Origin of the sequence: Methylobacterium litchii, from assembly GCF_038442315.1 — a bacterium.
GTDB lineage: Bacteria > Pseudomonadota > Alphaproteobacteria > Rhizobiales > Beijerinckiaceae > Methylobacterium > Methylobacterium litchii.
Genome location: NZ_JBBXMY010000003.1, coordinates 27,162 through 52,039, shown reverse-complemented (window position 1 = coordinate 52,039; position 24,878 = coordinate 27,162). Strand labels below are relative to the sequence as shown.

The 24,878-nt window shown below is 66.4% G+C and carries 21 protein-coding genes and 1 pseudogene; 4 read left to right on the top strand and 18 right to left on the bottom strand.

Annotated elements, in window-relative coordinates:
• Nucleotides 1-32 precede the first annotated feature (32 nt).
• Nucleotides 33-1,790 (bottom strand): ATP-dependent helicase, encoded by a 1,758-nt coding sequence (locus AAHF99_RS07620; protein ID WP_342163910.1) that lies wholly within the window; start codon nucleotides 1,788-1,790, stop codon nucleotides 33-35.
• Nucleotides 1,735-3,591 (bottom strand): ATP-dependent nuclease, encoded by a 1,857-nt coding sequence (locus AAHF99_RS07615; protein ID WP_342163530.1) that lies wholly within the window; start codon nucleotides 3,589-3,591, stop codon nucleotides 1,735-1,737. Before AAHF99_RS07615 ends, AAHF99_RS07620 begins: the two co-directional genes overlap by 56 nt.
• A gap of 343 nt (nucleotides 3,592-3,934) precedes the next feature.
• Between AAHF99_RS07615 and AAHF99_RS07610 the strand changes: the two are divergent.
• Nucleotides 3,935-4,751, top strand: a pseudogene (locus tag AAHF99_RS07610) (IS5 family transposase).
• Between the two features lie 458 nt (nucleotides 4,752-5,209).
• Nucleotides 5,210-6,015, top strand: a protein-coding gene (locus tag AAHF99_RS07605; RefSeq protein WP_342163528.1) for an IS5 family transposase whose coding sequence is annotated in 2 segments (ribosomal slippage) — nucleotides 5,210-5,540 and nucleotides 5,540-6,015 — 807 coding nt in all. Because the reading frame shifts where the segments join, the coding sequence is not laid out codon by codon here.
• Between the two features lie 144 nt (nucleotides 6,016-6,159).
• Here the strand turns inward: AAHF99_RS07605 and AAHF99_RS07600 are convergent.
• The 13 genes from AAHF99_RS07600 to AAHF99_RS07540 form a co-directional block, all read right to left on the bottom strand.
• Nucleotides 6,160-7,074, bottom strand: a complete 915-nt coding sequence (locus AAHF99_RS07600; protein ID WP_342163527.1) for a ferritin-like domain-containing protein — start codon at nucleotides 7,072-7,074, stop codon at nucleotides 6,160-6,162.
• Between the two features lie 149 nt (nucleotides 7,075-7,223).
• Nucleotides 7,224-8,654, bottom strand: coding sequence for a pilus assembly protein TadG-related protein (locus AAHF99_RS07595; RefSeq protein WP_342163525.1), 1,431 nt, complete (start codon nucleotides 8,652-8,654; stop codon nucleotides 7,224-7,226).
• Between the two features lie 32 nt (nucleotides 8,655-8,686).
• A complete protein-coding gene (locus AAHF99_RS07590; RefSeq protein WP_342163524.1) occupies nucleotides 8,687-9,298 on the bottom strand; it encodes a TadE/TadG family type IV pilus assembly protein in 612 nt (203 codons plus the stop codon).
• Between the two features lie 13 nt (nucleotides 9,299-9,311).
• Nucleotides 9,312-9,737 (bottom strand): TadE/TadG family type IV pilus assembly protein, encoded by a 426-nt coding sequence (locus AAHF99_RS07585; RefSeq protein ID WP_342163523.1) that lies wholly within the window; start codon nucleotides 9,735-9,737, stop codon nucleotides 9,312-9,314.
• A gap of 41 nt (nucleotides 9,738-9,778) precedes the next feature.
• A complete protein-coding gene (locus tag AAHF99_RS07580) occupies nucleotides 9,779-10,672 on the bottom strand; it encodes a type II secretion system F family protein (RefSeq protein WP_342163522.1) in 894 nt (297 codons plus the stop codon).
• A gap of 5 nt (nucleotides 10,673-10,677) precedes the next feature.
• Nucleotides 10,678-11,616: a type II secretion system F family protein gene (locus AAHF99_RS07575; protein WP_342163520.1), complete on the bottom strand. Its 939-nt coding sequence runs from the start codon at nucleotides 11,614-11,616 to the stop codon at nucleotides 10,678-10,680.
• 31 nt (nucleotides 11,617-11,647) lie between these two features.
• Nucleotides 11,648-12,961, bottom strand: coding sequence for a CpaF family protein (locus AAHF99_RS07570; RefSeq protein WP_412759850.1), 1,314 nt, complete (start codon nucleotides 12,959-12,961; stop codon nucleotides 11,648-11,650).
• 158 nt (nucleotides 12,962-13,119) lie between these two features.
• Nucleotides 13,120-14,277 carry an AAA family ATPase gene (locus AAHF99_RS07565; protein WP_342163519.1) on the bottom strand — a complete coding sequence of 386 codons (1,158 nt, stop codon included), beginning with the start codon at nucleotides 14,275-14,277 and terminating at the stop codon, nucleotides 13,120-13,122.
• Between the two features lie 41 nt (nucleotides 14,278-14,318).
• The gene (gene cpaB, locus AAHF99_RS07560) at nucleotides 14,319-15,281 is read right to left on the bottom strand and encodes a Flp pilus assembly protein CpaB (RefSeq protein ID WP_342163518.1); all 963 of its coding nucleotides are present in this window, start codon (nucleotides 15,279-15,281) and stop codon (nucleotides 14,319-14,321) included.
• A complete protein-coding gene (locus tag AAHF99_RS07555) occupies nucleotides 15,278-15,469 on the bottom strand; it encodes a Flp family type IVb pilin (RefSeq protein ID WP_342163517.1) in 192 nt (63 codons plus the stop codon). Before AAHF99_RS07555 ends, cpaB begins: the two co-directional genes overlap by 4 nt.
• A gap of 156 nt (nucleotides 15,470-15,625) precedes the next feature.
• Nucleotides 15,626-16,081: a prepilin peptidase gene (locus AAHF99_RS07550; RefSeq protein ID WP_342163515.1), complete on the bottom strand. Its 456-nt coding sequence runs from the start codon at nucleotides 16,079-16,081 to the stop codon at nucleotides 15,626-15,628.
• A 1-nt stretch (nucleotide 16,082) separates the two neighbouring features.
• Complete coding sequence (locus AAHF99_RS07545) at nucleotides 16,083-16,418, bottom strand: hypothetical protein (RefSeq protein ID WP_342163513.1); 336 nt, start codon at nucleotides 16,416-16,418, stop codon at nucleotides 16,083-16,085.
• 8 nt (nucleotides 16,419-16,426) lie between these two features.
• A complete protein-coding gene (locus AAHF99_RS07540; protein WP_342163512.1) occupies nucleotides 16,427-17,944 on the bottom strand; it encodes a type II and III secretion system protein family protein in 1,518 nt (505 codons plus the stop codon).
• A 455-nt stretch (nucleotides 17,945-18,399) separates the two neighbouring features.
• On the opposite strand from AAHF99_RS07540, the gene AAHF99_RS07535 reads away from it, so the two are divergent.
• Together AAHF99_RS07535 and AAHF99_RS07530 are read left to right on the top strand one after the other, a co-directional pair.
• Complete coding sequence (locus AAHF99_RS07535) at nucleotides 18,400-21,933, top strand: glycosyltransferase (protein ID WP_342163511.1); 3,534 nt, start codon at nucleotides 18,400-18,402, stop codon at nucleotides 21,931-21,933.
• A 77-nt stretch (nucleotides 21,934-22,010) separates the two neighbouring features.
• Nucleotides 22,011-22,829, top strand: coding sequence for a hypothetical protein (locus AAHF99_RS07530; protein WP_342163510.1), 819 nt, complete (start codon nucleotides 22,011-22,013; stop codon nucleotides 22,827-22,829).
• Nucleotides 22,830-22,847: 18 nt separating this feature from the next.
• Here the strand turns inward: AAHF99_RS07530 and AAHF99_RS07525 are convergent, their stop codons facing one another.
• The 3 genes from AAHF99_RS07525 to AAHF99_RS07515 form a co-directional block, all read right to left on the bottom strand.
• On the bottom strand, nucleotides 22,848-23,156 hold the full coding sequence (locus tag AAHF99_RS07525) for a Rap1a family protein (protein WP_342163508.1): 309 nt from the start codon (nucleotides 23,154-23,156) through the stop codon (nucleotides 22,848-22,850).
• An 89-nt stretch (nucleotides 23,157-23,245) separates the two neighbouring features.
• Nucleotides 23,246-23,941 (bottom strand): tetratricopeptide repeat protein, encoded by a 696-nt coding sequence (locus AAHF99_RS07520; protein WP_342163506.1) that lies wholly within the window; start codon nucleotides 23,939-23,941, stop codon nucleotides 23,246-23,248.
• A gap of 59 nt (nucleotides 23,942-24,000) precedes the next feature.
• Nucleotides 24,001-24,522 (bottom strand): hypothetical protein, encoded by a 522-nt coding sequence (locus AAHF99_RS07515; RefSeq protein WP_342163505.1) that lies wholly within the window; start codon nucleotides 24,520-24,522, stop codon nucleotides 24,001-24,003.
• Between the last annotated feature and the right edge of the window lie 356 nt (nucleotides 24,523-24,878).

Genomic DNA, 24,878 nt, shown 5'->3' with positions numbered 1-24,878 from the left:
GAGGGTCCGCTTTGAGGTAGTTCGACGGAGCCCTAAACGGTAATCAATGGCGGCACGGCGCCTTGCGATCGGATGATAGCCACGCGGGTCCGTGCTCGGGTGATAGCGACCCGCAGCAGGCGCCGAGCGTGTAGCGATGGGGGCGGGTCTCCTTTCTCGTCGAAGAAATGAGACTTGAACTGGCCCTCGATAAGCACCACGCCGTCGAACTCCTTGCCTTTAGACTTGTGGATGTTCATCACCAGACAGCCCTGCGGCTCAAGCTCAGCCGAGATTAGGCGCTCCTGATCTAACGTCTTCTTCACGAAGGCGGCAGCGCCCTTATAGCTGCCGGTCCCGACCCACATGTCGGCCAAGCCTTGGCCTAGGGCGTCGGTGGCTCGAAACAGACGGACGAGTCGAACCTGTTTCAGGACGTCGGCCAGGACGGGAATGCCAGCTAGCACCGCCCGAGCGGCCCGCCAGTCGGCCACTGGGTCGCCACGTAGCTCCACGCCGATCAAAGCGGCCTCTGCGATCTCCTTGCCATATTTGTTGCGTAGCGCCTTACCAGCTGAAGCGGCCTGCGCGGCACCCGCAAATCCCGCTGCGGCCGCTCGAGCGGACTGTGAGGTCTTAATGGCGTCTTTCAGTCGGCAGTAAGCGGCCGCGGCCCGCATGGTGATGGCGCCAGCCTCGGCTGGTGGCAGGGTTGCCCATTCGAGGATCGAGGCCAGAACTACCGCCGATGCAGCGGAGAGCTCAGCGTCCCAAATCACCTGATGTTCAACCGGCTTGTAGGTCCGCCCGTTGTAGACGTTCTCCTGGCTGAGAGCGGCCGAAATGTCGGAAACGAGGGCGTTACTCCGGCACAGGACGGCGACGCTAGGGTTCACGATGCCCTTGCTGGCAAGATGGCTAAACATCCAAACCACACCAGCATGGGTTGTGCCCTGAAACATTTTTGGCGGATAGGCATGCTGAGTGACCTCCGGACAGGGCCTTGGCAGCGCGGTGTTGGTGAGGACGGCGTCGGCGAATTTCAGGATCCCGCTGTTTGGACTACGGTGATTGTCGCCAGCGAGGTCCACCACCGTCGGCTTCAAGAACGCCACCGCCTTCTCGATACGCTTCGGGTCCACCTTTGCGTCATATTGAAAGATGCTTTGATCGGGGTCGGCGAGGCTAAAGATTGTCGCCACCTGAGACAGCACCGCCACCAGTCGCCACTGGTCGTCGTCTGTGTCCTGAAATTCGTCGACGATGATCATCGGATATTTGCGGCCGAGGAGGTCGCGGACCGCCGCGCAGCCGTTGACCAGCGTGGCCGCCGCGCTTGCGAACTGGTCAAAACCATATACGGAGGCATCACGCGCAAGGCGGGCTGCCTCCTCGTGCCAATTCCCAGCGAAAGCGGACTTCTGCAGCCGATCCTCGTCGGGGTAGCGGATCGAAGGCGGACGCCCCGTGAGAAGCCGACCGTGAGCCTTAATCAGCTCCAGGCAGAACGAGTGATAGGTCTGGACTTCGATTTGGCTTCGCTCGGTCGTGGACAGAAGAGACTTGCATCGTGTCGCCACCGCCCGGACAGCGGCCCGCGAGAAGCTCAGGAACAGCACCTGCTGGCCGGCCGTCAGCTGCCCTAGGATAGCCTGCGCTTTCAGGAGCGCGATCGTCGTCTTGCCAGCGCCCGGTCCGCCGGTAACAAGCAGATGGCCACCAGCTACCAAGATTGCCTTTCGCTTCGCGTCTAGGTCAATGTTCAGATGCTGTCCCCCCGCAGTCTCCACCTCCACTATAGCCCTTGTCATCACTTGGCGGCGCCAGAGCGGCGTTGATCGACTCTAATATTTCCCGGATCGTCTTGGGTAGCTGGTCGGCCGTTTCGCATTCGCGGATGAACATCGCTGCGTAGCCGTGCGCTTCGCCTTTTCGAGCCTTCAGCACGTTCAGCGCCAACGCCTTGGCCTTACCCGCATCGCCGAACAACACGTCGAATTTTCCAAGCGAATCAGGATAGTCGTCACGGTCCTGGACGGCGACCAGAAAGCGGATGTGCACGTCGCTCGATGTCTCCTCTACCAGCAGCGCCTCCACGCCCTTGTGAGGCGAAAACCAATGCTGGGTGTACTTTGCCAGGAGTGCCGCGGCTTCGACAATCGGGACGGCGTTTGGCTTGTCACAGAATCCGAACACCGCCTTGCCCATCGCCTTGAATACGGGGCCGTACTTCGGCACCGCCGAATCGCTGCCGGCGTTGAATACACTCACGCCGGCCAAATCGAAGTGAGTGTAGGCCTCAGGTCCAAGTGACGCTTCCATGATGGTGGAAGCTTCCGGAAGCAGTGCCGCTTCAGTTGACCCCTCTACCACCAGCACTGCCCGGCTGAGTATAGCCTCGGCGAACTGGCGCCGCTCCGTCTTAAAGGCCTTCGGCTTGAAAGCACCAAGGTCGATCGGGGTGCCTTTCAGCGCACCGTCCGCTTGGCGGTCCAGGATGACAATGTCCTTGGGCTCGAACTGCTCGATCACATAGGGCGAGTGCGAGGTCATGATTGCCTGGCCCATTTCTGCTAAAACGAAACGGCTGACACGCCGCTGCGTATGAGGGGGCAAGGCGATTTCCGGCTCCTCCATCGCGAAGATCACCGAACCCTTCTCCTTCAGGTCGGCGATCACCGTAAGGAGCGCGAAGACCAGCAGGTTGATCGAACCGGTGCCGAGACGCCCGAACGGTACCGAGTAGCCGATTGGCTCAGCCGCGATGAACAGCTTCACGACTTCCCGGAGGTTCTCGCGGGTCAACTCAGAGGCGAAAAAGCTAGTCGCGTCATCGCCGGGCGTCAAATTCACAAAGCGGGCCATCCGCTTTTGGATCTCAGCCCTGATCTGCTTCAGCTGGGCCACCTCGCCGATCGACGGCTTAAGCCCCTGGAGACGGTCGAGGGTGTCCTGCCACATGTCGGCGAGGCCTGTGCCTCCCAGGCGAAGGACGGTATCGAGCAGCGATCCGCGCTGAAGGCTAAGGGCGCGTGATCCCGTTCGAAGGGTGCGCAGGAAGACGAAGCCGCAGAGGCGCTTTTGGTCGCGGCCGAACAAACGTCGGCCCGCCCCGAGGGCCAGCTCCAGCGTCTCGTCGTCGTCGAGCGGCTCGATCGGGTGATCGAAGAAGGTGTTTCCAATAAAGTCGTCTTCACCCCTGTCGTAGCGGCCGAGGAACACGAGAGGGAGCCCCCAGGTCGTCTCGGGAGCGTCGCCGACGGCCGGGCCTTCGTCGGCTTGGTCGGCGAAGTCGTTCTTCGCCATATCCCAGCGCCGCAGATGCCGGTGGAATTTAAGTTCTGCCTCATGGGACAGATCGGTGAGAACGGCTTCGATTTTGATCTCGACCAGTTCGCCGTCGTTGGTTGTGTAGTGCCCACAATGGAAGTCGTGTTCATCGACCACAGGACGACGATATAAGCGCTCCGGGCCCAGGACTAAGTCAAGAGCCTCGCAGACGGTCGATTTACCGACGTTGTTGCCGCCGACTAACAGGGTATGCCCATTGAAGGCGACTACCCCAAAGGCAACACCTCGGAAGTTGGAAATCGTAAGCCGTCTTACCTTCATGGCGCTGCCTTCAGTATCGTTCGCCCACGACGGTATCGCAAAGCGGCGGCGCCGCCAGTTGCTGAATGCCGGGCATCCGCGGATCGTCTGATAGTATTGGCGAAGGCGGTTTGCAGCGTGCCCGAAATTGGCCCTCGACCAAAGTCCTAACAGCCCTTATTTCAGCTGAGCTGAAATGACCGCTTCTAAGCGGGATTCAGATTTCCGCTCATGGCGCGAAGCAGCCGGCCGCTCTTGGCCGAAAGCGGAATGGCTGCTTTCGAGTGAGGGGGCTTAAAAAGCAGACAACCTTCTGTCGACATAGAGGCTGTTACGGACCTGCGGCTGCGCCAGTTTTGGTGGGATGCAGTCCCGCCGTGCCTATCCGTCCGGTGTCAGCGATGAAGAATGGGCTTTTGGTCGCCCCTTACCTGACCATGCTGCCCGAGACGGCCTCCCAGCGCGAGCATAGCCTGCGGGAGGTGTTCAACGGGCTGCGCTACGTGGTGCGTTACGGCGTGGCTTGGCGTGCGATGCCCCACGATCTGCCGCCCTGGTACGCCGTGTACGATCAAGCCCAACGTTGGCTGAGGGCGGGTTGCTTCGAGACCTTGGTCCACGACCTGCGCGCCGTGCTGCGCTTGGCGTCGGGCCGGACCGAGGAACCTTCGGCCGTGGTGCTCGACAGCCGGACGCTGCGCTCGACGCCCGAGAGTGGGGCCCGCGCCGCGTGGGACGGACATAAGCGCACCCGGGGTTCGAAACTGCACGCGGCCGTCGATACGCTCGGTCAGGTCCTGGCCATGCACGTCACACCCGCCGATGCCGACGACCGCGCCGCCGTGGCGACGTTGGCGGATGCCGTGCAGAAGGCGACCGGCGACAGCGTGAACCTCGCCTATGTCGATTAGGGCTACACGGGCGAGCGTGCGGCGAAGGCAGCGGCCGATCACGGCATCGCTCTGGAGGTCGTAAAGCTACCCGAGGCCAAGCGCGGTTTCGTGCTGCTGCCGCGCAGATGGGTCGTTGAGCGTGCCTTCGCTTGGATGGCCCGCTTCCGCCGATTGGCTCGCGACTACGAGCGCCTGCCAGCCACTTTGGCCGGATTGCACCTCGTCGCCTTCAGCGTCCTCCTCCTTCGCAGAGCCGCCGACTTCGCTGCAGTCCGTAACAGCCTCTAGATTTTAGGATGAACTTGCCGCTGCGCCTCCGGACGCGGAGGATGAGGCCCTGGCAGACGGTGTCTGCGTACTCGACGCCGGTGCCGTCGAGGGCGTCTCGGGCGATCAGGCCCTGGGCCTGCTTGACGTGCGCCTACGTCAGCCGCACCCGCTCCCGCGTGAAGGTTTCCTTGCCCGCCATCGACGCATCCGCCTCCGTACCACGGGCGTACCACGGATAGTTTCGCATACCCTTGCAAGGCGGGAGGGTGCGTATGAGAGCAAAAAGCCGTTGGGATTCAACGGCGCGGTTAACGGTGGAAGGGTTCAGGCGCAATGCACGTAAACGGACGAATCAGTTTCCCAAGCTGAATGTCGCCGGTTCGATCCCTATCGCTCGCTCCAAGCCCTTCAGCCATGAGGCGACAGGCCTCGGCTTAGAGGCTCTAACAAAACCGGGTTTGGCGCGTTGAGTGAAGATGGCGAGACCGCTCCTTCCCGATGGCCTGTGGGCCGAGATCGCACCGCTGCTGCCGCCTGAACGGGCCAAGCCGAAGGGCGGTCGGCCTCGAACCTCCGACCGCGCGGCACTGACGGGGATCCTGTTCGTGCTGCGCTCGGGCACGCCCTGGGAGTTGCTGCCCCGGGAGATGGGCTGCGGTTCGGGGATGACCTGCTGGCGGCGCTTGCGGGATTGGCAGAAGGCCGGAGTGTGGGACCGTCTGCAGCACGCGCTTCTCGACCGGCTCGGTCGCCAGAACGGCATCGACTTCAGTCGAGCTTCCCTCGACAGCGCCTCGATCGCCGCCAAAAGGGGGGCCCGGCGACGGGCCCGAACCCGACCGATCGGGGCAAGCCGGGCACGAAGCGCCACATCGTCACCGATGCGAAGGGCATCCCCCTCGCCCTGAAGCTGACGGGGGCGAACGTCCATGACAGCCGAATGCTGGAGGCGGTCGTGGATGCCGTCCCGCCGATCCGCTCATGCTGGGGACCGCCGCGCAAGCGTCCCTCGAAGCTGCATGCCGACAAGGCCTACGACCACCGCCGCTGTCGTCAGGCGCTGACCCGCCGGCGCATCCAGCCTCGCATCGCCCGGCGCGGGATCGAGAGCAGCCGGCGGCTGGGACGGCACAGGTGGGTCGTCGAGCAGACCCTGGCGTGGTTCGCCCAGTTCCGCCGCCTTGCCATCCGCTACGAACGACGGGCCGACATCCATCTGGCCTTCTCGACCCTGGCGGCCGCCCTCATCGTTTGGCGCTTCATCGAACGATGGTTTTGTTAGGCGCTCTTACACGCAATCGAGCGCATCACGCCTGCATCCTGCGTGAACGGCATGACCACGCAGCGCCATTCGCGGTAAGGGCCGGGTCGCCGCTTCGACGCGGCGTACCCGGCCCCTTCAATGATGCGTGGCAGCAGGCTCGAACTACCGAACGCTGCCGTTGAGGCCGTTCGGGAAGAAGCCGGTCGGCTGTCCGTTCGGGTTCAGGTACACGATGTTCAGGACCTGCTGGGGCGTGCGCGCGAACACCAGACCGCGCGAATCGACCGGCGTAAGGTTCGACGTGTTCGTGTCGCCGATGCCCTGGTCGTCGTCGGAGGCGCCGTCGAGGGAATCCCTCGCGTTGGAAATCGCCTGCGCCTGGCTGAACAAACCACGGCTGTACAGGATCGTCCGAATGATACCGGCGTGATAGGCCTCGACCGCGAGGATGCTCGCGGCGCCGGCGAGGTTGCGGGGATCCTTGATGAGCGGCGCGGCGCCATTGTACGCAGTCACGCCGACATCCTCGAAGATGAAGGCCGCTAGAAGGAAGTTGGTTTCGTTCGCGAACGCATCGAAGTTGTCGTTCGGACCCGCGAGACCGGCAGCCCGAGCCGCGAAGGTGAAGGCGAGGTTGAGATCGATCGCAGGCCGGGCGACGGCGTTGCTGCCGAGGGCGGCCCGCAGGGTGTTGACGTGAGCCCGCTCGTTACGCGCGATCTCGTTGGCATAGTTCGCGATGGCCTGCGTCGCGAAGGGGACGGCGCGACCGCCCGACACCGGTCCGAGTGTGCCCGTCCCGGTTACCTCGGCATTGGACAAGCCCTGTCCGACGGAGGCGCGCAGGTAGAACTCGGCTTCGAGATATTCGAGATTGAGCGCGAAATTGAAGATGTCGGCATCCGTCACGCTCTGGGCGAAGGCGGGCAGGACACTGCTCGAATTGAACAGGGCCGCTCCCACAACGCCGAGGCCGACTGCGCCGAGGAAGGCACGGCGACCGGCTTCCAGATTGATGACACGCGGTTGTTCGGCTGATCCGGCCAGCGCCGTCTTGGAGCGAGTTTCCTCACGCATGTTGTGCATCCCTCATTTTTTCGTCGCGCCTTGACGGCGCTCAGCCGTTACGGTCCAGCCTCGCAAAAAGTTTCATATGGTTAATCATTCTTTTCAGTATCCGCCTTGGTCGATACTCGTGCGGTAGGCGGGCTCAGAGCGAAACGAGGTCAATTCGTCCGCACGAGTTGGACAACATGACGCAGCTTGCCGTCATCGCGCGTCGGCGTGAGCAGGCCTTCGAACTCGACCAACACCGCGCCTAGGTTCGACGGTTCCGTCACGAAGAACTTGGCCACCCGCCGAGACAGGTTCGCGGCGGTGGCGGCTTCAGGAAAGCCGTCGCAATCCGCGACGGCGAGATAGAGGATTCGCCTACGGGCCGCCGTCATCGGTCGGTTGCCGGCATAACAGATGGGGGTCGCGCGCTCCCGCGCCGGGCTGGCGAGGGGGCCACCCGTCGGCATCGTCGCCGTGGCCGCGTAGCCCCGCGTATCGACGGGTGTTGCCTCTCGGGCCGCATCCAGGCCCAGTTCGGCGAGGTAAAGGTCCCACCGCGTCGGAGCCTCGCGGAGCCGCGCCTGGAGATCGGTGCCCTTGTCCGCATGGTTCCAGAACAGGTACTCGTCGAGGGCTGTCCGCGCCCCGAGACCCGTAAGGGCGGGGGCGATGCGCCAGTCGCCCCGGCCCTTGTCCCACGGGCCGGTCGGAGCCAGCCCTTGGAAGGCAGAGTCCCTGGGAAGCGCGAAGGGTGGCGTGGTGTTGTACAGGTTCAGCGGCGAAGCGCAGCTTTCGTAGGCCCTGCCCTGGATGATGTTCGGTGCGGGCGGAAAGACCGCGAGATCGGGGGCGACCGGCCCTGCCCTGCCTTGGTAGCGGTCGAACCGCACGTTCACCGCGTCATCGAAATCGGAGGGCGCGATCGTCGTGCGAAGCCGAACGCCCTCCGCGTAGCAGAAGGCGGGCTGGTCGCCCGCCAGGTCGCGCAGGCTCTGATTGCCACCGCTGGTCCCAAGGCGGTCAAGGAGGGCGATGGAGCCCGCGACGCGATTGCCGTCCATGGTCAGACGGTACTGGCGGCCGGGGCGTGCTGTCGCTGCGAAGGAAGCAGGGTCCGGATGGCAGAGGACTGCCGGCGTGACGTCGCAGGCGTAGTATTGCGATTCCGCCACGGCCCGGCGCCGCAGGGGTGTCGGCCGTGCCCCCACCAGGGCGAGGAAACTGCCGGTCAGCGAGGCTTCCGCGGTCGTCACCTCGACATACACAGCCTCGGCTCCGGACCCGTCAGGCAGGCTGTAGGCCGGATTCGAGAAGTCCGACAGCCTTGCCGCGAAACGGAAAGCAAGCCGGTCCCCGCCGGTTTCGGCGAAGCGCGGCCGGTTTCGAAGCGCCAGGGCGGCCGTGCGGGCGGCAGGGATCGCACCGGGAGATCGGTTGAGCGAGGCGGCGGCGGCAAGGGCGGCGGCATCCGAGAAGCTGGCGCTTTGCGCATCGAGGCTCATCAGCCGGCCTCCGTCGATGACGAGCCCGACGAGACCGAGAAGCACCGGAATGCAGATGGCGTAGAAGACGAGGACGAAGCCGCCCTCGTCCGAGGCCATCCGCGAAGGGCGCCGAAACGGCCGGAGAATTGTCACCGGGTGAGCAACCCCTCGCCCGGCAGGGTCGCGGCGGCCCGCAGCGGCATCCGGACGCCGAACAGGCCGCCGAGGAACAGCGGTGAGTATTCGTAGCCGACGAGGCGCAGGGTGACATCGACCGGCACCGGCACGGGACGGCCTACATAGCCGAGGCCGTTGGTCGCGTAGGTGATCTCAACATTGCCGGGGCCGAGGCCGGGCAGGACCGCGCGCATCGCCGCCAGGATCGGCGCTCCGTGGGCCGGCGCCGGTGTGAAGCGGCAGGCATCCCCCCGACAGGCGCAGGGCCCCGCGAGGCCGCAAGTCACGGCGAAGCTCGGGCAGGGGCTTCGGTCCGCCGGGGCGCAGCGCAGGCCGGGGGGCAACCCGTCCCAGTAGGCGCTGCTGTCGCCGGGATCGAGGCCCGGTCCCCAAGCGACCGCATCGCTCACGATGGCCCGGCGCAGGCCCAGTTGCACCGCCTTGGCCGCCAGTTCGGCGTTCCAGAGGTAAAGGCTGATCTCGACCACTCCGAAGACGAGGAGGAGGAGCACCGGCAGGACGAGGGCGGCCTCGATCAGGGCGGCACCGGACTCATCGCGCAGCGCCGCGACCGTCCGCGTCAACCGTGCACGGCGCTTACTCGACAACGTGGCTTTCCCGGTGGGACGCCGAGATGCGGATCGTCGGTGCGAGGCCGACCCAGCCCAGCAAATCGACGGCGACATCGGCCTCCGCCCGGAGACCCACATGGCCGGGCCCTGGATCCGCCAACGGCGCGACGCGTACCTGCGCCGGGGACAGGCTCGTGTTCTCGAGGATTCTCTCGCGCGCCAACCCCACCGCATGGGCAGCGCCCGGCGAGCAGCCGGGGGTGCAAAAGGGATCCGGGACCCGCGCGAGGTAGCGGGCGCCGCCCCGGACGCCCGCTTCGAGCGCCGCATCGACCAGGAGGATGCGGCCGAGCTCGAACGCACCGCCGATGAGGGCGAGCATGATCGGTAGAACGAGGACAAATTCGAGGATCGCCGCGCCGTCCTCGCTGACCGCCAGGGACGTCGCCACCCCACCGTCCTCGCGCCGTAGCCCCGCCACATCGACCTCCCCTACCGCCCGATGATGCCGGTGATGCGGATCAGGGCGGGCGCCAGAACGACGATCAGCACCACGGGGAAGATCAGCAGGCCGAGGGGGAGGGTCAGCTTCGGCGGCAGGGCGGCCGCCCGTTCTTCCGCCGACGACATCCGCCGGTCCCGCATCTCGTCGGAGAACACCGTAAGGGCCTGGGTCAGGTCGGTGCCGAGCTCGATGGTCTGCTGGAGCAGGCCCGCAAAGGCGCCGGCCTCGCGGATCGACAGACGGTTGGCCAGCGCCTTCAGCGCTTCGCCCGTGCTCTTACCGGCGCGCATCTCGCTGCCCATCAGGTCGAGATTGGCGCGAAACTCGCGGTCGCCCCCCCGCAGTTCGGCCGCCGCCCGCTGCAGGGCCGCCTCCAAGCTCAAACCGGCGTTGATGCAGACGACCAGCATGTCGAGGAAATCGGGAAAGGTCAGGCGATAGCGGACTTCCAGCATCCGCTGGCGTCGGCTCACCCAGGATTGGGGCAGGACATAAGCGATGGCGAAGAGAACGGCCGCCAGGGCGATCTTCTCGGTCAGACCGAAGACCGGCAGCAGGACCGCCCCGAAGGCGAGGCCGAGCAGCGGAAGGACGACCAGCGCCGCGAGCCGCGCCAGCGTGTAGGTCGCCACGGCGGATGCATCGAAATAGCCCGCCCGGATCAGCGCGGCGCGGAGCGTCCGCTGCGCCTCGTCGTCGAGGCCGAACCGGCCCGCATCCAGGAAGGGGCGTCGCTCCGCCGCGGCAGGGGGCGCACCCCGCATGGTCAGCGCACCGAAGCGCCGCCGCACCCGGTCGCGCTGCGCGACCAGCCGTTGCGCCCCCAGGGCCAGGAGCGTGCCGGCGGCGAAGGCCAGGAGGGTGATGAGAAGGCCGCTCATCGCGGCTAGACCTTCAAGTTCACGAGACGAAGGATCACCACGTTCCCGACGACCATCAGGGCCAGGGACAGGGCGAGGATCTTGCCCGACGAGGGGCTGGCCCAGAACTCGGCGTAGTAGGCCGGACTCACGAGGTTGATGAGGGCGAACAGGGCGACAGGCAGGATGCTGAGGGCGATGCCGCTGAACCGGCCTTCGGCGGAGAGCGCCCGCACCTTGCGCACGAGCCGCTGCCGCTCCCTCAGGGTCTGGGAGAGGCGGGCCAGGATCTCGCCGAGGTTGCCTCCGGTCTGCTGGCCGATGGAGACGGCGGCCACGACGAAGCGCAGTTCCCGGTATCCCACCCGCTGGTAGAGGTGCTCCAGCGCCTCCGGGACGCTGCGCCCATAGCTGATCTCATCGACGAGCAGGGCGAATTCCGGCCCGGCGGGCGCCGTCGTCTCGCGCGCGACGAGGGCGAGCGAGACCGGAAGGGGATGCCCGGCGCGCAGGCTGCGGGTGATGATATCGAGGATCTCCGGCAGGGAATCACCGAAACGGGCGATCCTCCGGCGGCGCAGGAGCCGCAAGGAGGCCACCACGGCGAAGCCGCCGAGGATCAGGGCGAGCAGGAGGCGATAGGTCCAATGCGCCGCGCCCGGCAGGACGAGGAACAGGACGAGGCCGAGCCCGACCGCCATCGCGCATAGGGCGGCGGGCGAGCGTGTGGTGCCCGATTGCACGACGAGGCGGGCGAGCCACCGCGATACGGGGCTGCTCCCGCCCCGAAGGCGGCGCCGCAGTTCGACCGCCGGGGTGCCTGCCTCCTCGCCGGCCAGCGTCCGCAGCCGGTCGGCCGTCCGCCGCTTCTGACCGAGATAGGTCGCGAGACCGGCCTGTCCCTGATGCACCGCCACCGCCACAAGGACGAAGATGGCCAGCGAGATGAGCCATTGATCGCTCATCGCGTCCGCCGTGTCGTGATGGGCGCCGGGTTCACAGGATCGTCCGGGGATCGAAGGCGTGGGCGGGCATGTCGACGCCCTGGGAGCGCAGTTCGGTCAGCAGCCGGGGCCGGACGCCCGTCGCCTTGAAGCGGCCCTGGATGGTGCCGGCCTCGTCGACCCCCTCCCGTGCGAAATGATACAGCTCCTGCATCTGGATGATGTCGCCCTCCATCCCGGTGATCTCGGCGATGGACGTCACGCGGCGCTTGCCATCAGCCATACGCTGCAATTGCAGGACGAGCTGGATCCCGGAGGCGATCTGCCCCCGGATCGAGGGCAGCGACATGTTGGCGGCGGCCATCCCCACCATCTGCTCGATCCGCGACAGGGCGTCCCGCGGGGCGTTGGCGTGGATCGTGGTCATCGACCCCTCGTGGCCGGTGTTCATGGCCTGGAGCATGTCGAAGGCTTCCTCGCCCCGGCACTCGCCGAGAATGATCCGGTCCGGACGCATCCGCAACGCGTTCTTCAGGAGTTCGCGCTGCCGGATCTCCCCCCGCCCCTCGACGGACGGCGGACGGGTCTCGAGGCGGGCGACATGCGGCTGCTGCAATTGGAGTTCGGCGGCGTCCTCGATGGTGATCAGCCGCTCGTTCGACGGAATGTACGACGACAGGGCGTTCAGCATCGTTGTCTTGCCCGAACCGGTCCCGCCGGAGACGAGCAGCGAGATCCGCCCGCGCACGGCGGCCCTGAGCAGATCGGCCATCAGAGGGCGGAGCGCGCCCAGTTCTACGAGCCGCTCCATGGAGATCGGCTTCTTGGCGAACTTGCGAATGGAGACTAGCGGACCATCGACGGCCACGGGGCGGATGGCGACGTTGACGCGGGAGCCGTCCGGCAGGCGGGCATCGACCATCGGCGAGGATTCATCGACCCGGCGGCCGACGGCGGCGACCATCTTATTGATGATGCGTAGGAGATGCGCCTCGTCCTTGAACCGCACCGGGCTCTGCTGAAGCTGGCCGGATCGCTCCACGAACACCGACATGTGCGCGTTGATGAGGATGTCGGTGATGCTCGGATCCTTGAGCAGGGGCTCGATCGGCCCGAGGCCGATCATCTCATCGACGATCTCCAGGGCGAAGGCTTCGAGTTCCCGCTGGTTCAGGGTCAGGCGCTCGCGGGCCGCGTAGTCGGCGACGTAGCGCGCCACCTGCTTGGCGAGATCCTCCGGGGAGAGTTTGTCGATCAGGGCGAGGTTGAACTCGTCGATGATCCGGCCGTGAAGCCGCACCTTGGCATCAACCAGGGCGGCGCCGGGCGTGGCCTGCGGGGGCGCGGCCGGACGCAGCTGGGGCACGGGCGTTTGGACCGGTCCACGGCTAGCCAGCCCACCCGGTGGGTCCGGCCACTCCGGAGCCCGCTCTGGGGGCTCCCGCTGGGTCTCATCCTGGGGGGCCGCCTCCGGCACCGGCGTTGGGCGGGCGGGGCTGCGCCATCGATCCGACAGGGTCCGACTCACGCGGCGCTCCCCCTCGCAGATTCGGCAGGCCGGGCGGCGACCGCCTCGATCCACTTGGCGATGCGCCGGATGTCGCGGCCGAGGCGGCCGTCAGGGGCAATCTCGACCAGGGGCTGGCCGGAATTGGCGGCCGTCTCCATGCCAGCGCAGTCGCGCCGGACGAGGAGGTTGTCTCGCCCTGCGAGGAGCCGGTCGACCTCCGCTCTCCGGACGAACCGGCCCATCATGTCGGTATCGGCTTGGTTGACCACGGCGAGGCGGCGGGCGGGCGTGGAGAGGTCGTCGATCCGGGACAGCCGGTCGCACAGCCGCCGGAGCCCCGGCACCGTCGCGATGCCCGTCACCACCACCGCGTCCGATCCCTCGATCAGGGTCTCGGTCCAGCCCAGGGCCACGGATGGCAGATCGACCAGCACGAGGTCGTAGCGCGGGCTGATCGTGTCGATGAAGGTGAAGACGAGGTTGGGGGTGATGTCGTCCAGCATCACCAGCCGGGGCGGCGGCGCGAATACGTCGAGCCGGTCCGCGTAGCAGCTGAGGAACACCTCGGCCAACTGTTCGTCCAGGCGCTCCGGCCGGCCGGCGACCTCGGCGAGGTCGAAGCGCGGCTCGACCGCGAGAGTGTCGGCGAGGGTGCCCCCCTGGAAGTTGAGATCGAGGACGGCGACCCTGGAACCCGAGCGCCCGCCGGCCGCCTTCGGGCCGGACAGCAGAACGCCCATCTCGGCGACGAGAGACGTGTTGCCGACTCCGCCCTTGCTCGGCGCGAAGGTGACGATGCGGGCTCCGTTTCCGGCATGGGCGGGGGCGGCGAACCGCTTGACGAGGTCCGCAAGCTCGACCTCGCAGCTCCCCCATTGGATCCACTCGCCGGCTCCCGTGCGGACGAGGGCCTTATAGTCGTCCGGTGGGATCGTGTCGGCGACGACGACGATGAAGGCGGTGTCCCCGTGCTCCGCCGCCAACCGGACCGCATCCCGCGTCAGGCCCAGATCCGGCAGGAGCACGAGGGCGCGGCCCACCCCCGGCCGGGCCAGCTCCAGGCGCAGGGCATCGAGGCCCGGCAGAACGCCGACCGGGAAGCCGATGGCCGCCGACAGCCGCGCGAGGCGCGCGACCTCGCCGGGATCGAGGCCGACGATGAAAGACCGCACGCTCTGCTCACCTCTTTTGCGCGACCGACCGCCCGATCGCCTCAGCGTTCCGCCGCGACGTTGTACTGCTCGGTCTTCGAGCCGTTGCGGATCACGTTGACGATGGAACTCGGCGCCGTGACCTTCGGGGGCGGAGGCGGGGCGAAGCTGGGCGTTGGCTTGTCGAGGCTCTGGCCCATCCGGGCCTCGATCTCGGCCAGGCGCTGGGCATCCCGTCGCTCGGACTCGGCGGTCGCCTTCCTCATGCTCTCGAGCTGCTTTTCCATCTCGGCGAGCCGGTCCCGCTCGGCGGCGGCATCCGGCCCGAGGTCGCTGGCCGTCACGCGCATGGGCGGATCGCCACCGACCTCGCCCGCCTGCCGCAGGATCAGCGACAGCCGACCGATTCCCTGGGCGAGGACGACCTTCTGCGCCTCCATCTGGGTCAGTTCGAGAGTCACCGCCCGCGCCACCGTGGGCTTTTCCTGCCCCTCGGCCGCGATCTGATCGACGGCCAGGACTTTGGCGTTCTGGAGGAGCAGGTCGGCATAGGCCTTGGCGTCCCCACCGGACCCGCCCTCGCCGCGCGACAGGACGACATCGACCCTGTCGCCCGGCAGGACGAACCCCGCCACACCTCGGATCTCATCGACGCGGACGGCGACCGCCCGCATCCCGTCATCGAGCTGGGTCGAGAGCGTGGCCCGCTGGTTGGGGGCGGTGACGCGGCCGGAGAGGACCGGCTCGTCCCGCTGCAGGCTTGCCAGGGCAAGGCGCCGCCCGTCCCGGATCAGGTCATCGACATGGGCGAAAGATCCGGGCAGCGTCTCGGTGCCGTGCCAGCGGATCTCCCGCAGGTTCTCACGGGTGAGCGGCATCCCCGGCGGGATCGGTGCCTTCGCGACGACGATGGTCCTCGACGGGCCGGAATCGGCGCCACCGGACGTCAGGCCACGCGCCAGGAGCACCGCACACAGCCCGCACAGCAGTGCGACCAGCAGCGAGACCCTGGGCGCGAACCTCACGGCTGATCACAAGGTGCGGTCGGGGTGCTGATCTTGCAGCTGATCTTGGCGAACTGCGCGTTGATGCTCGTGCCCGTGGCCGAGACGCCCACGATGGCGACGAGGGCGATCAGGGCCACGAGCAGCGCGTATTCCACCATCGCCGCGCCATCCTCGTCCCGCCAGAAACGCTGAAGCAAGACACGCATGGCAGATCCCTTTTTGTACTGAACGCAACGGTGATCCGAAGTGGAACGTCCGTCAGAACTATCCCGTAAGGATCCCTTAACGATTCGGTTCCGTCAATCGCCCGATGGCCGCATCGGCCGTTATTCCGGAGGACGGAGGCGGTGCCGACCGACCCTTCACCGGAGGAGGCGCGTGAGGCCGATCACGCCGATCCAGGCGACGGCGATGCAGGGTCCGAGCGGGATGCGCATGCGGCGGCCCTCGCAGCGGGCCGGCAAGAGACCGAGGCGCGCGCCCAGGGCATAGGCGAGCACGGCCGGAAGGAGAAGCACGGCGAAGACGAGGGTACCCTCCGGTCCGATCCAGAGGAGGGCCGTCGCCAGGAGCTTCGCGTCCCCGCCACCGCAGATCCCAGCCGCGAACCCGACGAACAGCACGGCGAGGGCAGCTAGGGCGAACAGGCTATGCGGGACGACCAGGCTGGCCTGGCCGCGGATGAGGCATGCCGCCGGGAACCCCAGCGCGAGGGCGAGGACGAGGCGATTCGAGATGCGGAAGCGGAGGCCGTCCTCGCGGGCGATCCAGACCAGCAGGGCCGCGACAGCGCCATCGACGGCGAGGCTCGCGGCCATCCTACCGGAGAGTAGGCACGGCGGCGGCCGGCACGCCGGATGCGCCGATCGGCACGGGTGCGAGCGCACCCGCACCCGGCCCGGCGCCGGGGTTGCGGTAGCGCTCCATCGCGTGCTGCGCCCGCTCGCCATTCAAGGTCGGCTCGATCCGCTGCGCGTGGGCGGGCCACGGGTCGATGACCTGCTTAGCGATGTTGGCGTGGACTGCTTCGCCGCTCCCGATCGTGAGAGTGTCCCGGCGGGCGAGGTAGGGATCCTGGCAGGCGGCGAGGCCGATCGGCAGCAGGCCCGCGGCGATCCGCAAAAGGCTCCCGGGGCTCATGAGACGCCTGGTCATGGACCGCCTCACCGCACGACGATGGCGGCCTCGCCCGGCGGGGGCGGGACGATATGGCCGTGGGGGCCGATGGCGCCGCCCGTCGAGGTCACGAAGGTTCGGGTATCGCGGGCGATCTCGGTCTTTCCGTTGACGAAGAGATCGACATCGTTGGCCGGAAGCGTCGTGTCGAGGGGAGAGGCCAGCACTTGGCCGGGCTTGGCCGGATTGACCAGGGACGGGGTGACGATGACCACCAATTCGGTCTCGTTGTCTTGGAAGGCCGGGCTGCGGAATAGGGCGCCGAGCACCGGGAGGGAGCCGAGCCAGGGAAGCTGATCGACGGTGCGGCTGGACTGGGTCTGAAGCAGCCCGGCGATGGCGAAGCTCTGGCCGTCCCGCAACTCGACATTGGTCCGCGCCCGACGCTTGCTGAGGCCGGGGACGGAGACCCCGCCGCCGACCGCCACCGACAAGGTCGGATCGATCTGGCTGACCTCCGGCTCCAGCTGCAGGTTGATCGTGCCGTTACGCAGGACTGTGGGGGTGAAGGCTAGCTTCACGCCGAACTCCTTGTACGACACCGTGACCTGAGGTGAGCCATTGAAGGTTTGGTTGGCGACCGGGATCGGGTACTCGCCGCCTGCGAGGAACTCCGCGCGCTCGCCGGAAATGGCGATCAGGTTCGGCTCGGCGAGACGCCGGAGGACGCCGCGGGTTTCCAACGCGCTGATGAACACGTCGAGCTGGTTGCCGGAGCCGCCGAACCGCTGAATGATGTTGGCGAAGGGGAGCCCGCCCGTCCCGCTGGTGGCCGCGCTCACGGCGGTCCCCAGCGTGCCGGCCAGCACGCCCGTTCCCGGGTTCTGGATGCTCGTAGCGAGCCCCGCACCGCCGTAAGACCCAACCGTCGTAAGAGTCCGCGCCCCCCCGAATTCGAAGCGAGTGCCGAGTTCCCGGCCCGCCGTCCGGCTCACCTCGACGAAGCGGACCTTGAGCATCACCTGCTGGGGCGATTTTACCCGAGTGAGGTTTACCGTGCCCGGCGGGGCGACCTGCATCGCCCGGTCCACGGTCGGGGCGTCGTTGGCGGTGCCGCCCAGAACGAGACGGTCGCCCTGACTGCGGACAGTCAGGCCGGCTTCCCCGGTGCTCTGCCGGACTTGCGTCTCGAAGGCCTCGACGTCGGGCCGGACCTCAATGTCGATCAGCCCGACGAGGCGCTTATCTGCGTCGATCAAAGAGACGTTGGTGGTGCCGATCCGCTTGCCGAGGAGATAGATGGTCCGGTCACTGATCGGGACAACGTCGGCGATCTCGGACGAACCAACGAGCACGTCTGCGAAGGTGTTCGACAGCTTCAGGGTCTTGGACTTGTTGACGGTGAGCTTGAGGTAGCTGACCGACGCCCCTGCGGACCCGCGGACAACCCGCATTGTGGCATTGGCCTGCGCGGGAAGCAGGATCGCCGCGCAGATCAAGAGCCGGCCCACGATGGTGAAGACGATAGGGGTGGCGGCGGCGCTCGCGGTACGCAAATCGATCACGCCACATTCCCAAACCTTAACTATCTGTTAATTGCTGGTGAGCAGCGCGGAAAGGTACAAACGCGCCTCCATGGCAGAGAACTGTGGGTTTGGTGCCCAAAGGCCACACTCCCGCTTCTACCGTCGGGCGCGGCCAGTCCCGGTTGCATCCCGCAATGCCCGCCGGAAAGAGGAGAGAGGGAACGTCGACGCAACTGGACCTTGTTGTTGGCTCCCGATAGTGGTCAACCCCTACCTCCGCTCCACCGAACGTTCCTCGCCTGGGTCCAAGTGAGGCCGATGCTACAAAATAATCCGCAAACGGTGTTTCACTGTAGATTTGACGATCTAAGCGCTAAGCAGAGCTTCGCGCCTCATCATTGAAGGTATTGAGGTTCCGAATACCGCGTCGGCGGATCGGCATGATTTAAGAGGTATCGCGCGTGCGCCGGATTTTCAAACGCTGGACGAACGCAATGGGCGGCCAAAAGGGCGAGGCGCGATCGTCATGGCAGGCGCGCCGGACCCTCTTCGCGGAAAGCGGCCTCTTCGATCAGAACTGGTACCTCAACCGCAATGTGGATATTCGTCAGCAGGGCCGGGATCCCCTCGATCATCTCGCCGAGCACGGGGCACAGGAATGGCGCGATCCCGGCCCGGATTTCGATTCTGCCTACTACGCCGAAACGAACCCGTCCTTTGCCGAGACGGGCCTGTCCCCCCTTGAGCACTACCTGCGTGTCGGACGGACCGCCGGCCTCGCCCCGACCCGCCCGCTTCCGTCGGCGCCCCAGCAGCCGATGCCGATACAGTTAGTTGTGGAGGAGGGGGAAAACGATGGAGCCTTCCGCACCCTGGTTGAGCAGAGCGGCCTCTTCGACCGGGGATGGTATCTCGCCCGGAACACGGACGTTCTCCGCGCCGGCCTAGATCCCCTGATGCATTTGGTGACGGCCGGGGCACAGGAATGGCGCGATCCCGGCCCGGATTTCGACTCGGCCTTCTATGCAGAGACGAACCCGTCCTTTACCAAGTCCGATCTGTCGCCCCTAGAGCATTACCTGCGCGTGGGGCGCGAGGCGGGGCTTCCGGCCACACGCCGGCAGATGGAGGCGGAAGGACAGTTCGGCTCGCTACTGCGGGAAAGCGGCCTTTTCGACGCGGAATGGTACCTCAAACGCTATTCCGACGTGCGGGGCGCGGGCCTAGACCCGTTCGAGCACCTGATCAAGACGGGGGCTAGGGAGGGGCGCGATCCCGGTCCGAACTTCGAGTCGGCGCTCTATTCCGAGCTGAACCCGTCCTTCGCCGAGACGGACCTGTCGCCATTGGAGCATTACCTCCGCTTCGGGCGGGCCGCCGGCATCACACCGGTGCAGGCGCCGCCCTACGCGCGTTGGGTTCACCGCTTTGATAGCCTGACTGAGGATGACAGGGCACGGATCGAGGCCGACGCGCGGGCTTTCACGCGCCCGGATGTCCTCTGCCTCTACGTCCTCCGAGGAGAGGCGGAGGCGGCCAGCATCTGCGCGGCCATGGCGGAACAGGTCGGCGTGAAACCGGCACTATGCCTCATCAGCGGGCCCGGCGACCTCTCCGAGGCCGAGCGCGCCCTCGCCAGCCTCCCGAACGGCGCCGTTGCTATCCTCGCCGCCGGGGAGATGCGCCTGCGAGCTCACGCGGCCTACTGCTTCGCTTCGGTGCTAGCACGGGGCACCGCCGAGGCTGCGTTCAGTGACCATGACCACTTGGCCTCAGACGGCCAGCGCACCCGCCCGGTGTTCAAGCCGGCTATGGCACCACTCTTCATGGCGCAAGTCCCCTATGCCGGCCCGGTTCTCGGCGTGCGGCTCTCTCTCGCGACTCGCGCACGGATTCAGACCGCGCTGATGCAGGCCCTCGCGTCCGATCCATCGACGGCCTTCGCCGCGCTCCTGCTCGAGATGGATCATCGGTCGGTGGAGCGGATCCCCCTCTCGCTCTACGCCCTACCGGACCGGGAGCAGCTGGGCGCGGCCAGCAGGCCGGAGGTCTACGAGGTCGTGCCGGGCAACCTGTGGCCTTTGCCGGCTCCGCCCCTCGCCGAACCGCCGGAGGTGCGCATCCTCATCCCCACCCGCGACCGGCAGGAGTTGCTGGAACCTTGTATCTCCAGCATTCTGAAAAAGACCAAGTATCCGCGCGACCGCTACCGCATCGTCGTGATCGACAACGACTCGCGCGAGCCCGAGAGCGTCGCATATCTGAAAACCCTGGCCGACACCCCGTCCTGCACGGTGGTCCCGTCGCCGGGGCTGTTCAATTTCTCGAAGATTTGTAACGACGGGGCCGCCGCGACCGATGGCGAGATCCTCGTGTTCTTGAACAACGACATCACCGTCATCGAGTCCGACTGGCTGATGTCCCTCGTGGCCTACGCTGCCGAACCCGATGTCGGCGCGGTCGGCGCGAAGCTGCTCTACCCCGACGACACGATCCAGCATGGCGGGGTCGTGCTGGGCGTCCAGGGCGTTGGCGCTCACCGCCTCGTGCGAAACTCGGTCCAGGAGTGCTTTGGGCTCGACGCCACTCGTGAGATGACCGCAGTGACAGGTGCCTGCCTCGCGATACGTCGTAGCGCCTTTGAGGCCGTCGGTGGCTTCGACCCTGTTCTGGCCGTGGCCTTCAACGACGCCCATCTGTGCATGCGTCTCTTCGAGAAGGGCTACCGAAACATCTACATCGCGCGGGCACTGCTCTATCATCACGAGTCGAAGTCACGGGGCTACGACGATTCCCGCGAGAAGCTCGCGACCAACCGGCGGGAAGCGATCTACGTCCGATCACGCCACGCCTCGCTGTTCCGGGACGACCCGTCCTACAACCCCAACCTCTCGCTGCAACGGATCGGTGACCTCTCCGTCCCCCCCCGGCGCGTGCTACCATGGCGCCGGTCGCCTACCCGGCGGAAGGTACTGCTCCTGTCCCACGTTCACGGCCTGGGCCATGGAGTCGCCTGTGTCGTTGGCCTTCAGGCGGAGCGGTTCCTAACGCGTGGTTGGGACGTGACGGTCGGAGGACCAGTCGGCGACAGCGACCGGGACTATCCCGGCTGCCGCCGGGTCAAGCTCGTCACCGATCTGCAGGCCGCCTCCTACGCAGTCACAGAGGGCTACGATTGCGTCGTGGCGCATACCCCACCGTACTTTTCCATGGCCCGGTATTTCGGCGCCCGGCCGCTGCTCTACTTTTATGACCACGGCGAGCCACCGCCTGCCCTTTTCGAGGATTGGAAGGGCCGGGAGTTGGCGGACTGGGAGAAGCGATTCTCGGCCCCCCTGGCCCATCGGGTCTTCACTATCTCTAAGGCGATCCATGCGGAGCAGTACCGCGCCGACGCGCTGGTCCTGCGGAATGGCAACAACCACCTGTCGGCGTGGTCGCCGGATTGGGCAGCAAAGCGCCAAGCCCTTCGGCGAAAGTTCGGCTTCGAAGGCCAATTCGTCATCTTAAACGTCTGCCGGTTCCACGAGGGCGAGCGGCGGTACAAGGGTGTCGATCTGTTCGCGACCGTGGCGGCCGACGCGCGCTACGTCGTACCGGACATCGCCGGCCGAGGGATCTTCGCCCTTGCGGGACGGGGAGACGACGAGGACGTCGCGCATCTGCGCAAGGCCGGGCTCTCCGTCTTCCCAAACGTCACGGACAAGGAGATGGCGGAACTCTACGCCGCTAGCGATCTCTTTATGAGCCTGTCCCAATGGGAGGGCTACAACCTTGGCATCGGACAGGCTCTAGCTATGGGATTGCCGGCGATCGCCTCGGACATCCCAGCCCATAGGGAGTTCGGGATTCCTGTTTCGAACGCCGTCCCGACGCTCTGCGCGCTGCTGGGGGACGCCCTTTCGCAGTGGAACGAGGCAGCGGCGGATCGGACAGCTTGCCTGGAGCATTGGGATGGCCCGCTGTCGCGGCTGGTGGACATCCTTGAGGAGGACGTCGCCGCCGACCTCGCTGGACGCTGGCTATGAGCGGGCTGTCAGCCGGCCTGCTGAGGCGACTCGGTCTCGGAAGGCGCGTTCCACAGCCGGCGCCGGAGTCGGCGGACGTGCCGGCGCCAGACAGGCCCTTTACCATCGCTCGATATGAGACCTGCCTCGGCGATCTGGAGCCCGACGCCCTCCGAGCGCTGATCGCCGACCTGAACGCGCGTTCGGACTTGGTGGGCTGCGCCGTCTTCCGACCTCCCGGCGATCACGATTGCGTCGCGACGATCTTCGCCGGCAATCTCGAACGCTACTTCATGCTGGCCGCGGCCCGAAATCTGCGTTGCCCAGTTGTCTACATTCAGGACTCGGTCAGCTACTGGTACCAGGGCTCCCCCCTCCTGCCGGACATCGACGAGTTGTGCCGGAGGGTCGTGATTCCCGAGACTGGTGGAGCCCAGCCGCTTCTCTTCGGCCAGTCGTCGGGGGCCTATGCGGCGTTGGCGGCCTCGGTGAGGCTGCCGGGTGCGACCGTGGTGGCCTGCGCGCCGCAAACCTTCTCCGATGTTCAGGCGAAGGGGCGGATCATTTTCGTGGGCGTCCGCGCCCTATCGACCCCGGATGGGCTGATCGACCTGCGGACCCACCTCGCCGTCCATCCCGATCCTGACGCGATGCGCGCTGTCGTGATCGCCGCCGGGGAGCTCGACAATCCGGCGCACATGCACTGGTGGGGCGACTACATCCACATGCTCCGCCTGCTCGACGTGGCGGGTACGGACCTCTACGTGGTTAATGCCAACACCCACGTCCTTGCGCACGGGCGCGTCAACGATTACGCGCGACTCCTCGCCGCCCTCGCCGCCGACGCGACCGCGCCCCCTGCCCGCCGGGCGGAGACGGTTCGCGCGTTCCTCGACGAAATTTACACGCCGGCATAACGCCGCCCCGGCCCGAGATCATCGGCAAGGATACTTCTCTCTCAGCGCCTGGAGGACCACGATCACCACGCCGCTGCGGGCCTTGATCGCCTCCGTGTCCTGCCCGAGCTTCGCGAGGAACGCGATCCTCTCCCGTAGCAGGCGCCGCATCAGCGGGACGTCCAGGGGCGTGTCCGTGCAGAAGAGCTTCGGCTTGCCGGAACTGGCGAGGACCGTGTTGGTGATCTCAAGCGTGTCAGCCACTGCTGCGAGATAGGCGTTGATCTCGCTTGATTCTCGCGTGCCCGACAATTGGTCGAGCAATTCGAACCGTCGCAGGGACAGCACGCCCGAGGATTCGGCGGCTGCTCCTGCAGTGGTGCCGATGGCGAGCAGGACGACGGCCTGAAGCAGGATCGGCCGAGGAGCGATCCGGTTCAGATCGGCACGTCACGGTTCGGCCGCTCGCCCGTTTGGAGCAGCCGCAGGTTGTTGCGGACCACCTGATTGCCCGGGTCGATCGCCAACGCCCGCTTGAAGTCGATCAAGGCGCGCTTCCTGTCGCCGCGGAGGAGGTACGAATACCCGCGGTTGTTGATGATCTCGAAGGTCTCTCCCTGAAGCGCCGAGGCCTCCCGATAGGCCCGGTCCGCGAGATCGAACCGGCCGAGGTTGTCGTAGGCGGCTGCAAGACCGATCCAGGACGGGACGTCGTTGCGATCCTTCTCCACGGCGGTTCGGAAGTGCCGCTCGGCATTGCCATAATTGCCTGCCGCGAGATCCGCCCGCCCGAGCCGGTTGGCCTCGTTCGAGGTGAGGATGCCCGTCTCGAAGGCCGGCGGATCTGCCGAGGAAACAGGATCGCCGGGAAGGCTCTGGCACCCTGCACCCGCGAACACCAGGCAGCCCGCAGCCACGAACGCGATACGCCTCAACACTCCGTCCTCGCCTTTGGTGGCAGGCTCCACTCCGCCGCAGCCTTCGACATCACGAATACCCGAAGAATGCGGAGTGAGGAGGGCGCGCAACCCGTTCTGAGTAACGGGCGTCTTTGCTTGGCCGCGCCGTGCGGCGCCTATGTGGTCCAAAGCCGCGTCGTCAGACACCGGATGAGTGCACTGGCCGTTCAGCATACGGGGGCCTGTCGAAGCGTCAAGGTTAGGGCGCCGACCGGGCGTCGGTTCGAGAGGCCTTACAGGCTCAATCGCGTCGCGGGTGACAGCATGGGCCGATCCGCCGGAACGCTCGCCCGCCTCGGCCAAGCGAAGTGCGGCATGTCGCCTTCGCACTTCACAATGGCGAGAATAAACGAAGCGTGGCTCACGGCACAGGCAAGCCCGGTCGCCGCCAGGAGAAGCGCGACGAGAGCCGTGCCGCCCGCCTCACGGGTCTGGAGGACCCACGGGGACATCGCGCCGTGCAGATCCGCCGTCCATGCTCTGGCGACGAGGAGGCTCGCCGCGAAGGCGAGGTGAGCGAACAGGGCAACGCCGAGGCGGAAGCGCACGATCTGCACCGCCGCCATCAGGAGAAGGATGAGGGCGAACTCGGTCGCCGACGTGCGGTCGAGGACGGTCGCCAGGAGCGAAGAGACGCCTCGGACGTCCTGCAAGGGCGCGAAGACCGCGAGGTTCAAATACCACGCCGTGGCGGAGGACGGATACGCGTCGAGCAAGCGTTGAGCGGCTTGGGCAAGCACGAAGCTGCCCGGCACAACGGCCGATCCGAGGGTTTGGGCCATAAGACTGCGAGCCATGCCTCACAGCAACCCAGAGCTGTTAAAAACCCGCTTGCTCGTGATCCGGCGCCCTTCTCGCTTTCGGACAACTCGCGTCCGAACCGTCTCCATATGTAGGAGCCGCATGTCTGGCATCGGCGCAATTTATGTCGTTTAGCCGCACCCTCTGGACAACGTAGGCCAAGTGAACATTGGGAGCAGTTTGCTTTGTACTTAAAATCCTCTGATGGACGGCCAGTCCGTCGGAAGTAAACATATGAGGCGTACACGCGATGTTGCCGCTATGCTGGTTTTCGCTAGAGTATGGTCAAGATTTACAATTTACTTGAGGG

Coding starts and splice junctions, on each gene's coding strand:
- AAHF99_RS07620 (WP_342163910.1), bottom strand. CDS start 1,790: ATGACAAGGGCTATAGTGGAGGTGGAGACTGCGGGGGGACAGCATCTG.
- AAHF99_RS07615 (WP_342163530.1), bottom strand. CDS start 3,591: ATGAAGGTAAGACGGCTTACGATTTCCAACTTCCGAGGTGTTGCCTTT.
- AAHF99_RS07600 (WP_342163527.1), bottom strand. CDS start 7,074: ATGCGTGAGGAAACTCGCTCCAAGACGGCGCTGGCCGGATCAGCCGAA.
- AAHF99_RS07595 (WP_342163525.1), bottom strand. CDS start 8,654: ATGGCCTCGGACGAGGGCGGCTTCGTCCTCGTCTTCTACGCCATCTGC.
- AAHF99_RS07580 (WP_342163522.1), bottom strand. CDS start 10,672: ATGAGCGGCCTTCTCATCACCCTCCTGGCCTTCGCCGCCGGCACGCTC.
- AAHF99_RS07575 (WP_342163520.1), bottom strand. CDS start 11,616: ATGAGCGATCAATGGCTCATCTCGCTGGCCATCTTCGTCCTTGTGGCG.
- AAHF99_RS07555 (WP_342163517.1), bottom strand. CDS start 15,469: ATGCGTGTCTTGCTTCAGCGTTTCTGGCGGGACGAGGATGGCGCGGCG.
- AAHF99_RS07550 (WP_342163515.1), bottom strand. CDS start 16,081: ATGGCCGCGAGCCTCGCCGTCGATGGCGCTGTCGCGGCCCTGCTGGTC.
- AAHF99_RS07545 (WP_342163513.1), bottom strand. CDS start 16,418: ATGACCAGGCGTCTCATGAGCCCCGGGAGCCTTTTGCGGATCGCCGCG.
- AAHF99_RS07535 (WP_342163511.1), top strand. CDS start 18,400: ATGGGCGGCCAAAAGGGCGAGGCGCGATCGTCATGGCAGGCGCGCCGG.
- AAHF99_RS07520 (WP_342163506.1), bottom strand. CDS start 23,941: ATGCTGAACGGCCAGTGCACTCATCCGGTGTCTGACGACGCGGCTTTG.